Source organism: Pseudomonas sp. S3_B08 (assembly GCF_054667725.1).
In genome coordinates this window covers 5,502,038-5,515,957 of record NZ_CP162750.1, presented here as the reverse complement: position 1 = coordinate 5,515,957, position 13,920 = coordinate 5,502,038, and the positions used below count along the sequence as shown (strand labels likewise).

Genomic DNA, 13,920 nt, shown 5'->3' with positions numbered 1-13,920 from the left:
TTGCTGACTTCCTTTGCTTTTGATGGAAATTGAGATGACCGACCAGACTACCCGCCTGCCGATCCGCCGCGCCTTGATCAGCGTTTCCGACAAGACCGGGATCCTCGAATTCGCCAAGGAGCTTGAGGCTCTGGGCGTCGAGATCCTCTCCACCGGCGGAACGTTCAAGCTGCTGCGTGACAACGGCGTTGCCGCAGTGGAAGTCGCGGATTACACCGGTTTCGCCGAGATGATGGACGGTCGGGTGAAAACCCTGCACCCGAAAATCCACGGCGGCATCCTCGGTCGTCGCGGTACTGACGACGCGATCATGAACGAGCACGGCATCAAGCCGATCGATCTGGTAGCGGTCAACCTGTACCCGTTCGAAGCGACCATCAACAAGCCAGGCTGCGACCTGCCGACCGCCATCGAGAACATCGACATCGGCGGGCCGACCATGGTCCGTTCGGCAGCGAAAAACCACAAAGACGTGGCCATCGTGGTGAATGCCAGCGATTACGCCAACGTTCTGGAAAATCTCAAGGCCGGCGGCCTGACCTACGCCCAGCGTTTCGACCTGATGCTCAAGGCCTTCGAACACACCGCCGCCTACGACGGCATGATCGCCAACTACATGGGCACCGTGAACCAGGCCGCTGAAACCTTGAGCACTGAAGGTCGCAGCGAATTCCCGCGCACCTTCAACAGCCAGTTCATCAAGGCTCAGGAAATGCGCTACGGCGAGAACCCGCACCAGAGCGCGGCGTTCTACGTGGAAGCCAAGCCTGCCGAAGTCGGCATCGCCACCGCGACCCAGTTGCAAGGCAAAGAACTGTCGTACAACAACGTCGCCGACACCGACGCTGCGCTGGAATGCGTGAAGAGCTTCGTCAAGCCAGCCTGCGTGATCGTCAAGCACGCCAACCCGTGCGGCGTGGCGGTCAGCCCGGATGCCGAAGGCGGCATCCGCCAGGCTTACGAACTGGCCTACGCCACCGACACCGAGTCGGCGTTCGGCGGCATCATCGCCTTCAACCGTGAACTGGATGCCGAGACCGCCAAAGCGATCGTCGAGCGTCAGTTCGTTGAAGTGATCATCGCCCCAAGCGTCAGCGAAGAAGCCCGCGCCATCGTTGCCGCCAAAGCCAACGTACGCCTGCTGGCCTGCGGCGAGTGGTCGGCTGAGCGCGCCGCTGCCTGGGATTACAAGCGCGTCAACGGTGGCCTGCTGGTGCAGAGCCGCGATATCGGCATGATCAGCGCCGATGACCTGAAAGTGGTGACCAAACGCGCGCCGACCGAACAGGAAATCCACGATCTGATCTTCGCTTGGAAAGTCGCCAAATACGTCAAATCCAACGCCATCGTCTACGCCAAGAACCGCCAGACCATCGGTGTCGGCGCCGGCCAGATGAGCCGCGTCAACTCGGCACGCATCGCCGCGATCAAGGCTGAGCACGCCGGTTTGCAGGTGGCCGGTTCGGTCATGGCGTCCGACGCGTTTTTCCCGTTCCGCGACGGTCTGGACAATGCGGCCAAGGTCGGCATCACTGCGGTGATCCAGCCGGGCGGTTCGATGCGTGATGCTGAAGTGATTGCTGCTGCTGATGAAGCCGGCATCGCGATGGTATTCACCGGCATGCGCCACTTCCGTCACTGATACACCGATTCAAATGTGGGAGCGAGCCTGCTCGCGAATGCAATCTGCCAGCGACGTTGACGTTGACTGACACCCCGCTTTCGCGAGCAGGCTCGCTCCCACATAAAGCGCTCCAGCAGCGCCTGACAGATTTTTGAGGTTTTTGAAATGAATGTTTTGATCATTGGCAGCGGTGGCCGTGAACACGCTCTGGCCTGGAAAGTGGCTCAGGATCCGCGTGTGCAGAAGGTTTTCGTTGCACCGGGCAACGCTGGCACCGCCATTGAAGCCAAGTGCGAGAACGTCGCCATCGACGTGCTGGCCCTGGAGCAACTGGCTGACTTCGCGGAAAAGAACGTTTCCCTGACCATCGTCGGCCCGGAAGTGCCGCTGGTGGCTGGCGTGGTCGATCTGTTCCGCTCCCGTGGCCTGGACTGCTTCGGTCCGACCGCCGGTGCTGCGCAACTGGAAGGCTCGAAAGCGTTCACCAAGGATTTCCTCGCCCGCCACAAGATCCCGACCGCCGATTACCAGAATTTCACCGAGATCGAGCCGGCCCTGGCTTATCTGCGTGAGAAAGGCGCGCCGATCGTGATCAAGGCCGATGGCCTGGCTGCCGGCAAAGGCGTGATCGTCGCCATGACCCTGGCCGAAGCCGAAGACGCCGTGCGTGACATGCTCGCTGGCAACTCGTTTGGCGACGCCGGTTCACGCGTGGTGATCGAAGAATTCCTCGACGGCGAAGAAGCTTCGTTCATCGTCATGGTCGACGGCAAGAACGTGCTGCCGATGGCCACCAGCCAGGATCACAAACGCGTCGGCGACGGCGACAGCGGCCCGAACACTGGCGGCATGGGTGCTTATTCCCCTGCCCCGGTGGTCACCGCCGACGTGCACCAGCGCGTGATGGATCAGGTGATCTGGCCGACCGTGCGCGGCATGGCCGAGGAAGGCAACGTCTACACTGGCTTCCTTTATGCCGGTCTGATGATCGACAAGGCCGGTAACCCGAAAGTCATCGAGTTCAACTGCCGCTTCGGCGATCCGGAAACCCAACCGGTGATGCTGCGTCTGCAATCGAGCCTGGTGCTGCTGGTTGAAGCCGCATTGGCGCAAGCGCTGGACAAGATCGAAGCACAGTGGGATCCGCGTCCGAGCGTTGGCATCGTTCTGGCTGCTGGCGGCTACCCGGGCGACTACGCCAAAGGCGCAGCGATCAACGGTCTGGACGCAGCGTCAGGTCTGGAAGGCAAAGTCTTCCACGCCGGCACCGCGTTAAAGGACGGTCAGGTCGTTACTGCCGGTGGTCGTGTACTGTGTGCCACTGCCATGGGCGCCACCGTGGGTGAAGCTCAGCAGCAGGCCTACAAACTTGCCGCTGCCATCGACTGGGAAGGCTGCTTCTACCGCAAGGACATCGGCTACCGCGCCATTGCCCGTGAACGCGGCGAAACCCAGGAGTAAGCGATCCATCAGGCCCGGCGCGGGATGCCATTCCTCGCCGGGCTGTTCGGTCGTCGCGCATCGTTATATTCTGGCATCAACCTACGAAGGGATTTCGCCGTGCGCTGGCTCAGGATTGCCATAAGCTTCACCGTCACGCTGATGACCTTGCTCTGCATGCTCCCGGCCCAGGCCGCGCAAGGCAGTGGCTGGTCGGTATTGCTTGACGATCAGGGCATCCTGCAACTGAGCGACATCCGCTCCGCTCGCTACACCAATCAATTCAGCCCCATCGAGCTTGACCGTCTGACCGCGGCCGAACCCGAGGGCGCCCTGTGGCTGCGCTTCAAACTGGCGCCGGGCAAGCACGAACAAGTGCTGCGCATCTTTGCCCCCGACCTGTCACAACTCAATCTCTACGTGCTCGACGGCGACCGGCTGATCGAGCAACGCAATACCGGCAACGAACGGCCGCAGGCCGAACATCCTTTGCCAAGCAGCGATTTCATGCTGCCCCTGCCCCAGGCCGACAAGCCGCTGGACGTCTACGTACGCATGGTCTCCGGCCATCAGCTGCGCCCGCACATCACCCTGCAAGCGGCAATCGAGGGCGCAGCCGATCAGAAGCAGACGCTGATTTTCGGCCTGCTGTTCGGCTGCCTCGCCATGCTCCTGCTGCACAACCTGGTGCGCTACGCCTACTCGCGCTCGCGCAGCAGTCTGTGGCTGGCGATCTGTGAAGGCCTGCTCGGACTGAGTCTGTTCCTGTTGCTCAATCTCGCCGGTCCGTGGTTGCCGAACTGGCAAGCCATTCAGACGCCGGGCGCTTATCTGGCATTGCTGCTGACCGCCCCAGCCGGATTGATGTACGCCCTGCGCTTCTTTGCACCACTGGGCCAGCATCCGCTGAACAAACTGCTGTGGGGCGACATTCTGTTGATCGTCACGTGCAGCCTGTTGCTGCTGTTCGTCAACACCTTGCCGCTGAACATCATCACCTACGCATTGGTCGCATTGGCCGGTCTGAGCATGTTGCTGGTGGGTTTCTATCACTGGCAGAAGGGCTATCGCCCGGCGCGTCTGTTCGTCGCCGCCATGATCGTGTTCAACATCGGCACCCTGGTTATCCTGCCGGCGCTACTGGGGCTGACACTGGTCACGCCGCAAGGCCTGATCATGACGCTGATGGTGTTCATCTGCATCAGCGGTCTGCTGATGAGCGTCGCCTTGGGCGAGCGACAGCGCAGCATCACTGAAAGTCGTTTCAGCATCAGCCGCGACCTGGCGGCAAGCAACGCCGAAATCAACGCCAAAGCCGAATTCCTCGCCAAGATCAGCCACGAAATCCGCACACCGATGAACGGCGTACTGGGCATGACCGAGCTGCTGCTGGGCACGCCGCTGTCGGTCAAGCAACGCGATTACGTGCAAACCATCCACAGCGCCGGCAACGAACTGCTGACGCTGATCAACGAGATCCTCGACATCTCCAAGCTCGAATCCGGGCAGATCGAACTCGATGACGTGCAGTTCGACCTCAACGCGCTGATCGATGATTGCCTGAGCATCTACCGGGCCAAGGCCGAGCAACAGAACGTCGAGCTGATCAGCTTCATCCAGCCGCAAGTGCCACGGGTGATCAGCGGCGATCCGACGCGCCTGCGCCAGACCTTGCTGAGCCTGCTGGAAAACGCCCTGAAGAAAACCGAAGAAGGCGAAGTGCTGATCGTCGTTGCACTGGATGAGCGCAGCAGCAAGCCGCGCCTGCGCATTGCCGTGCAGGACAGCGGCGTGCCGATGGAGCCGGAAGAGCGCGAAGCGCTGTTGCACGCCGAATTGCACAGCAAGCACTTCCTCTCGGCCAATCGCCTGGGCGGCAATCTCGGCCTGGTGATCGCGCGCCAACTGATCCGCCTGATGCAAGGCGAGTTCGGCATCAAGAGCGGCGCCACCCAGGGCAGCACTTTGTGGCTGACCTTGCCACTGGACCCGGATCGCCTCGAACATCCGACCTCCGACCTCGACAGCCCGCTGCAGGGCGCGCGGGTGCTGGTGGTCGACGATAACGACACCTGCCGCAAGGTACTGGTGCAGCAGTGCAGCGCCTGGGGCCTGAATGTCAGCGCCGTGCCGTCGGGCAAGGAGGCGCTGGCGCTGCTGCGCACCAAGGCGCATCTGCGCGATTACTTCGACGTGGTCCTGCTCGACCAGAACATGCCCGGCATGACCGGCATGCAACTGGCAGCGAAGATCAAGGAAGACCCGAGCCTGAACCACGACATTCTGCTGATCATGCTCACCGGCATCAGCAACGCGCCGAGCAAGATCATTGCGCGCAATTCGGGGATCAAACGAATACTGGCCAAACCGGTGGCCGGCTATACGCTCAAGACCACGCTGGCTGACGAGCTCAATCAACGCAACAAGGGCCAGGTCGCGTTCCAGCCGCAGGTCGTTACGGCGGCCACAGCGGCCAAAGTGCCGAGCGACTTCCGCATCCTCGTCGCCGAAGACAACACCATCTCGACCAAAGTGATCCGTGGCATGCTCGGCAAGCTCAACCTGCAACCGGACACCGCGAGCAACGGCGAAGAAGCGCTGCAAGCGATGAAGGCCCAGCGTTACGACCTGGTGCTGATGGATTGTGAAATGCCGATCCTTGATGGCTTCTCCGCCACTCAGCAACTGCGCGCCTGGGAAGTCAGCAATCAGCGCATCCGCACACCGGTTGTAGCCCTCACCGCGCACATTCTTGCCGAACACAAGGAGCGCGCCCGGCAGGCCGGCATGGACGGGCACATGTCCAAACCGGTCGAGCTCTCCCAGTTGCGCGAGTTGATCGAACACTGGGTTGCCCAGCGCGATCAGCAGAACCGGGCCACGACCCAGCCGTCGTAAACCGACAGAATCTGCGGTGCCTGATAGACTCCCCCCGACTCCATCGCCAGTGAGCTTGCATCATGCTCCATGTGTTGTTCAGCGTTTATCTGAAGATGCTGGTGCTCTACAGCCCGTTCTTCGTGTTGTCGTGCTTTATCAGCCTGACCCGTGGCTATTCGCGCAAGGAACAGCGGCGTCTGGCGTGGAAGGTCGCCCTCGCCACACTGATTTCCAGTGTGCTGCTCTATTTGTTCGGGCGGGTGATTTTCGATGTCTTCGGCATCACCGTGGACGCCTTCCGCATTGGCGCCGGCAGCGTGCTGTTCATTTCCGCGCTGGGCATGGCTCAGGGCAAACCGGCGGTGCAGGCCGACAATGTGCAGCAGGACGTGACCATCGTGCCGCTGACCATCCCGCTGACGGTCGGCCCCGGCACCATCGGCGCCTTGCTGGTAATGGGCGTCAGCCAGCCGCACTGGGACGACAAGCTCACTGCAATCATGAGTATCGCCCTGGCCAGTTTTACTGTCGGAGTGGTGCTGTATCTGTCCAATCGCATCGAGCGGATTCTCGGCGATCAGGGCTTGCAGATTGTCAGCCGCTTGATGGGATTGTTTGTTTGCGCACTGGCCGCGCAGATCATTTTTACCGGCGTGAAAGGTTATCTGGTGCCTTGAGTGTTGTTGCAGCGCAACCGCCACAACGAAACGCCGCGTACGGTTACCGTTCGCGGCGTTTTGCTGTGCGGAGCGACATCAGCGCAGCGCTGCGATCACCGCTGTCAGGCTGACCGTGGCCTCTGCGCCGCACACAGTGGCAAACGCTTCCAGCCCTTGAGCCAGCGTGAACGTGTGTGGCCGCCCGGCAATGGGCAGCATCAGTAGCAGTGGGCGTTGTCGGTCGAAATTACGCAAGATCAGACTGTGCCCGGAGTCCGGATCGGTCAGTACCACACCGTCATCGACCCGTGACATCCACCAATGCCCGCACTCGTCCAGATCCAGATCCAGCAGGCAAGGTTCTGCCGTTTCAGCATCCGAAGCCTGTCGTCCATCGACCACGATGCAGTCCAGGCGCTGGAAGGACGCTTGCGCCAGCCGATAACCCGAGGTCTGCGCACCGTAAGTCAGCAGCAGCCTGGTGACGCCATCGGGCAACAATGTTTCGATCTCTGTGATTTCATCACCTACCTCAAGCACCATGACCTCGGCGTCGCGATGGGCATAACTGTCGGGCAGCCAGACGCCGTCGTTCGGGCCGGCGCTGAAAATCAGTTGGTCGAGCGGGTCGAACAGCATCGGCTGCTTCGACCCGCGCGTACCGAGGAATGCCGACCACTGTCCGTCACTGCGCCCGGACAGATCAAACAGCCGATCAAGTTGCGGCAGGTAATACAGATAGCGTCCGGTTGCACTTGCCACTTGTATGACAGGCGCGTGGGCATGCCCGTGCAACAATGCTCGCAGGCGTGCACGTAACTGTTCATCGCTCTGCCCCGGCACATGAGACCAGCGATTTTCCACGCCTACGATCATTGCCGGCTGGTTATCCAGCAATTGCAGATGCACCCCGTCGAGGGTCTGCGCAATCAGCCCTTCACCCTGGCGCCGCACCTCAGCAAAAGTCCATGACGTCCAGACCTTTTCAGGCCTGTCGAGCACCTCCGGCTTCAGCAAACGATGGTCAGCGGCAAACACTCCCCGCAATGCTTCGATCGCCACCAGCGGCTGGCGATAAAGTTGTCCGGCGCTGACCTCAAGCAACCAGACAGCGCTTTGATCCGGGGTCAGACCGAGCAGCGCCAGCTCCTTGCCCTGACCGATATCGGCCACAGCGACTTTGCCATCGACACACCATGCCGCCAGGAACGCCTGACCTGCCCCATCACGTAAACCGAAAACCGGGAACGGCAGCAACGCTGCGACCGTGGCCAGCGAATGCAATGCGCTCAACCAATCGGGATGTCGCTGCAGCCAACGCTGCCCGACACCAGCGAACCGGAGAATCGAAGGCTTATCGGCCTGATCAAGCCACGCCTCATCGCTTCTGTGCGCAAGGGAAGGTACCCCGTACTGAAACACAATCACCTCGTCGATCGCTGCCGCTGCCGGCACGTCGACGATATCGACCTCGAACAGACGGCCGTCGTCCTTGGTGGCGATGAAGCGCTGATTTGTCTGAGTGACCTCCACCACATCGCGCTCGATCACCACATTCTGCCAATGACCGACACGGGGTTCGATGCCGCGGCTGATCGTCCGCTCCTGCTGGCTATAGAACAGCACCGCGTTGTTTTCAGGGCTGGACGGCATCAGCATCAACAAGTCTTCGGGCCAGGACAGGTCGTGCCTGGCCTCAATGCACTTGCCCGTCGTCTTGTTCAGCCAAGCCCTGTCGCGCAACTGCGACCCGGCATAGCCCTCGACAACAATGAACGGAGCACAAGACCAATCACTGCTGCTGGCGGCCATGTCTGACGAGACGCCCATGTCCGGGGCATCGGTTTGTCGAAGCGCTTCACGCGGCTCGAACCGATAGTCCTCGGCGGCAAAAGCGATCTGGCAAGCGGTCAGTTCTACATGCTGCCCGCTAATCCGGTACTCGACCGTGGTGGTGCCATGCAACGCTTCTGCCGTCAGCTTCTGCGCAATCCGCAGCGCTCCATCGGCTTGTTGTCGGCAGCCGATGATGGTCGAACCTGTACGTGGATTTTTCAGACGGTAGCGATGCTGGACAGTGCCGGTCAGCACATCGACCCGCCATACGGATGGATGATCGGAATGGTAGAACCACGCATGGCGGGCGTTGACGCCTGCCAGAACCACACCCTCGTTCACCTCCAGCGGCAGGTTACGCGCGAACAGCACCCGATCCTGCGCAGTGTCGTAATAGCCGGTAGTCACCACTGACCGGATCGGCGAATCGAACGGCACTCTGAAGTTACGCAACGGCAAATAGGCTGCGGTCAGTCGCCCGCTTGCGACCTGAGCGCGCAAATAGCGCTGCACCGGCGCCGGGATGCCGCTGGCGGTCATGTTGGCGCTACGCAGTTGAGTCGCAGCGTTGTTTTCGTAGTCGAGGACAACGCCGATCAGATGCAGGCTGCGGCCCGTCCAGTCGATCCGGAACAGCCCCTCGGCCAGCTCGATGACGCCGTCAAAACGATTCAACACCAGGCCATCGACCAGCATGTCAGGTTCGCTATCGATGCTGTCCCGTGGTTTTGCACGAAAGCTGACCTGCTCGACCCGTGCCCAGGACGCTTGCACCGTCCAGGTCACCCGTTCCCAGCCCTGCGCTTGTTCGAAATTCACCGCCAGCAGGCCTGGCACCAATCGAATCCGGAATTGCCCCTGCGGTGCGGTGATCCAGTAGGCAATCTTCTTGCGCCACTCTGGCGGCAGGTCCGGAACCAACAGCTGACTGACCTCTGCGCTCAACTGCACCTTGATCGTCGTGGCCATGAATACCGGATGCAGCTTGTAGAGGATGTGTGGCGCAAACGGCGTACTGAACAGGTAAAACACCCGGTTACCGAGCGCGTCATATTCCAGCTGATGTGCCAGGCGGTCGTGCAACCGCGGGTAGCGGGTTGTTGAAAAGGGCACGGTCCCGGCGCTGCCGAGTTGATATTCATAGCCGTAGTAACAGATTGGCGAACAAGGCAGCACGACCATCGTGGGCAAAGTACCCCAGACGCTGCCGACAGCAGGGCGTTGAAAGGCTCTGGGGATGTTGATCGCAGCATGCCGCCTGGCCGGATCATCGTCGTATTGCGGCAATTCCAGTGCACTGCCCTTCCAGGGGTAAAACTTCTGCCCTTCGAACGCCACCCTTCTGTTGTGCAGATCCAGCTGGGTAATCACTGCCAGTGCGGGGAACTGCAAGACCGCACCAACGCTTTCGTAAGACTGCTGATAAGCGTCGTGAATCTGCGAGAGGTGCTCGCCGATGGCCGCAGCCTTGTCTATGATCTGCCCGAGATTGCTGGCAATCGCGGTCACCCCGATACCGACGCCCAGTAGCGGCACGGACAGCGCTGCGGCGAACGCGCCCACCGTTCCGCCCGCCGCCAGGGCGACAATATCCAGACCCAGGGCCGCCGTATTGAACGCCAGGGACGTGGAGAATCGCGCTCGCTGCTCATGATTCTCTGCCTGCGTCAGGTTGTAGATGTCGAAGCCGATATTGGCCACGGAAAATGCCACCCCGACGCCCGTGGCGGCCTGCCCGGCCAGACGTGCGGAGAACGAGGCCTGCTGCAACGCCCGCTCGGCCACCGCTAAATGGCGCACCAACTGGATGACCTGCACTGCATCGCTGGCCACACCAAAGCCCAGCTGTGCATAACTGACGTACACCTGAAGTTGCAGGGCGACGGTCAGTGTCGGCGCTGTATCGCCAGCGCGGTACTCGCGCTGGCGCATTTCACTGATCAGCGTCTGGATCGCAAAGGCGAAACTGAGTCGGCTGCCACCGTCGTGATCAGCCGTCTGCCCGGGCCTGGCCGCACCGCCCTGCACGAGTCGTTCGACGTATTGCCTGATTTTCTGAAAGCGCGAATCCCGGGTGCTGACCGTCCGGGCATTTTGCGCATTGCGCAGATCCATCAGGGTAATGCTGTGGCCGCCGTCGGCGTTTTTGCTGTGGGTATCGAGCAACGGCACGTAATCACGCGCCAGGTTGTGCTCACGGCGCAAACGCTCGGTCGCCTGCTCGAACTCGCTGGTCCAGTAGCGTGCGTCCAGTTGCGCAAGGCTGGTGCCCAGCCGAGCGTTTTCCCCCAGAGATCGGGTACGGGCCAGCGCTTGCTTGTGCCAGATCGAGGCTCCCTGCGGATCGGCCAGTGCAACGTTGTGCAGAAAACTGTCCACACGCAGATCCGATGACAGCCTGCGTTCGGCGATCGCCGCAGTGTCCAGCTCAGTGACGGTGAACTGCGCCGTGGCCATCTCACCCAGACCATAAAGCTTCGCCAGCGCGTTATCGTCCGCGCTCAGATAACGCTCTACGCCACGTTGCAACTGCGCGCCATCGGCAAATCCGTAGAGGGCGAAGTTGGGATCGTAGAAGCGATAGGCCGCGTGCTCACCGGTTCGCACTTTCGCTAGCAGCAGGGCGTGGTCGCCAATGTCGAGCAGCAGCACCGCAGGCGCCGCACTGGCGTCCAGCGCGGCGATGATGCTGTCCAGGCGTTGCACGCCGCGAGCGCTGCCGACCTCGCCGGTGGGCAAGGCGCGCAGTTCGTCCAGCGCACTGCGCAACGCCCGCGAGCCAAGTTCGTCGGGACTCACGCTGGCGCTGGCGACATGCCCGACCAACGCCCGTTCCGCCGGCTCGCCGGCTGCCACTGCGGCGCCCATCAGCAGCGCCAGCGGATAACAGCGGCGCCCCGGGTCGCCCGCGTTGCGCTGCAACAGATCCTGCGGCAACTGCTTGACCGACACCGCGCCGGCCTTGAAAAAGATGTCACGCACTTGTCCGCTGCGCTGCAGGATCTGCGTGCGAAACTCCCGCTGCGCGCTGTGCTTGATCTGGCCGATACGTTCGCCCCACTGGCGCAGCGTCAGCGGCTCGGACATGGCTTGAACCTTGAGCTCGCGGGTCGTCGATGTGGCCGTCGGCAGGTCGCGTTCCAGTCCGTTCTCGAACGCCGCCGAGCGGCGCTGGCGCACGGCTTTTTCAATCGCATCGTAGCGCGCGAAAGTGCCGTCACGGTCGGTGGCGATGGCCAGGTCGCGCACCTGTTGCCAGGTATCGGCGAACCCGACATCGTCCACGCTCGTTGCGCCGAAAATCCCCCCGAGCACGACTCGCATCGCGGGGCTCAGTTGTTCCAGCGGCAGCGTACCGTGGGCGATCCGGCTGAACAGTTCGTTGAGATGGCTGACCGATTCCGCACCATGGGAGGTCGGCACAACCACAGGTCCTTGCGCCAGCACTTGCTGACGGGCGTCGAAGTCGATGACCACGGCTTGAGCAAAATTAACCTCCCCGCTCAACTTGTCTCGCATCGCTCGAATGAACGGCTCGCCCAGATCATCCATCAAGCGTTGCAGCACTGAGGTCAACAGCACCGGTTTGCCCTCGACAACGGGCCAGCCGCGCTCGAAGGTCAGGCTTCGATCGCTGAGCAGGTTGGACAAGCGTCCGGCATAACGGGACTTGAGCTTCCCCTCGGCCCACCGGGCGTGTTCCTTCTCCAGCCAGTCTTTTTCCGTACCCCGGACGATCCAGCCGGAAATGGTTTCCTCTTCGGTATTGACGTTGTAGCCCTCGCGCAGACGCTGTTGCGCCAGCACCTGACGAGTGAAAAACGGATCGCAATTGGCTTCGATATATTCATGTAATCCAGCGAGTGCCGCGCCCGGGCCGGTGAGCGTTACCGTACCCGCCGCGTCATTGCGGATACCGTCCCGATAATAGGTGACAACCGCTTTAAGCAATTGGTAGGCATAAGCTTCATTCCAGCTGGTGAAGTTCGACCTGACCAACATCTCTTCAATGACTGTCGCCGCGACCGTGGTCAGGTTTTCACCGTCGGCCCAACCGGATGCCGAGTTGGCCATGCGCTTTTCAACTTCAGCGAGCACGTCGTAATTGAGCCGAATGACTTGCATGATCGACATCGTCATGCCGCTGCCCGGCTGCGCGATGAAATGAGCATTCATTTCTTCATTGATTTGCAGCCCCATGCGAAAGCCGTTCTCCGCAGCTTCGACGGCTTTTGGCGGTATGAACAGTTCAAGGACGTCCGGTTTACTGCGAGCAAAATCCTCGAGAAGTTGTTTATGTTGCTCTGGAAGACTGTCGGTCCTGTCGGGGTAATGCTGCGGATCGCGCCCCGGCATCAACTGCGGATTGTTGTTCAACAGAAGTTGCAGAACCGCGATTTTCTGCGTCTGGCTGTAATCGCTGATATCGACACCGCCCAACTTATCGAGCAGTGGCGGCAGATAATCCATGTCGGTATAACGCCCGCCTTCACGAAATTCCGCCTGCAAGCGCACCACATCGCTCGCTGCGGCGAAGTTGCCGCGCATCGACACTTCGCGGCGGTAGACGTCCGCCAACAAGTCATCGGCAAAGACGTGAGTGACATCGCGCAATTGCAGATCCGGCCCCACCATCGCCAGATGGCTGTCGAGGCAGCGCTGACGAAAATCCTGCAGCCTCGCGCGGTCCTTGCCATAAGCACGCACCATCAGATCGATGCGTGCTTCATCGGTCCGCCCCTTCCACCTCGGCTGGCTGAGGTAGTCGAACATCTGCTGTTTCAACACCCGTGCACGCTCTTCAATCATCGTCGCCAGTTGCCCGGCATGCTTGAGGGCTGCACCACCGGATGCCATCGCATCAGCCCTGGCGCTGTCGAGAATGATCCGGTTCATCTCGAAAGCCAGTAACGCATCGCTGTCGTACCAGAGATTGAAGCGGTAACCCTGCGCCGCCATCACCTGGCGCCAGATATTCATGTAATCGCGCTGATTGACACCGACTTCGCTGCCGCCAACCCAGACGAAATGGATGACTTTCGGCACCGGCCGGGTCGGCCCCGACAACATTTCCACGGTCGTCAAAAGCCGTGACAGATAACGTTGCAGCCCTCGCGCAATGTCATCGACAGCCACCGGAACAGGGGTTTTATTGCGTTTCAACAACGCTGCAAGTTGCTCTTGAAACAGGCTCGCCAGGGTCAAGAACGACACCGGGTCGGTCGTTTGACCGGCTTGCTGGTAATAGTCGTTCAGCGCTTGATATTGGGGGGTGGCAGAAAGCTCCCGCAATGCTTTTGAAAGTACGGAATACTCTTGCGCAGAAATGAATGCTCGCCCGAACGAGTAATCGTTTTTTAAAGCCATCACACACTCCTTGTTTATTTAATGGCCCATTGACGCGCGCACTCTTGCGCCGCTGCAGAGCGGTAAATTGATTGAACGACACTCGACAAGTGCTATGAACACAGCACCCTAGTG

General features: G+C 60.8%; 5 protein-coding genes. 4 read left to right on the top strand and 1 reads right to left on the bottom strand.

What is annotated here, in order from left to right; all coding sequences use genetic code 11:
- The first annotated feature begins 34 nt into the window (after positions 1-34).
- The 4 genes from purH to AB4N73_RS24785 all read left to right on the top strand — a co-directional run bounded on the left by purH (position 35) and on the right by AB4N73_RS24785 (position 6,621).
- A complete protein-coding gene (gene purH / locus AB4N73_RS24800; RefSeq protein WP_064362987.1) occupies positions 35-1,642 on the top strand; it encodes a bifunctional phosphoribosylaminoimidazolecarboxamide formyltransferase/IMP cyclohydrolase in 1,608 nt (535 codons plus the stop codon).
- Between the two features lie 147 nt (positions 1,643-1,789).
- Positions 1,790-3,085, top strand: a complete 1,296-nt coding sequence (gene purD / locus AB4N73_RS24795; protein ID WP_041480674.1) for a phosphoribosylamine--glycine ligase — start codon at positions 1,790-1,792, stop codon at positions 3,083-3,085.
- Between the two features lie 99 nt (positions 3,086-3,184).
- Positions 3,185-5,962 (top strand): hybrid sensor histidine kinase/response regulator, encoded by a 2,778-nt coding sequence (locus tag AB4N73_RS24790; RefSeq protein WP_095181162.1) that lies wholly within the window; start codon positions 3,185-3,187, stop codon positions 5,960-5,962.
- A 62-nt stretch (positions 5,963-6,024) separates the two neighbouring features.
- The gene (locus AB4N73_RS24785) at positions 6,025-6,621 is read left to right on the top strand and encodes a MarC family protein (protein ID WP_016771870.1); all 597 of its coding nucleotides are present in this window, start codon (positions 6,025-6,027) and stop codon (positions 6,619-6,621) included.
- Between the two features lie 78 nt (positions 6,622-6,699).
- Here AB4N73_RS24785 and AB4N73_RS24780 read toward each other — a convergent pair whose 3' ends face one another.
- Positions 6,700-13,806 carry a TcdA/TcdB pore-forming domain-containing protein gene (locus tag AB4N73_RS24780; RefSeq protein WP_460142673.1) on the bottom strand — a complete coding sequence of 2,369 codons (7,107 nt, stop codon included), beginning with the start codon at positions 13,804-13,806 and terminating at the stop codon, positions 6,700-6,702.
- Between the last annotated feature and the right edge of the window lie 114 nt (positions 13,807-13,920).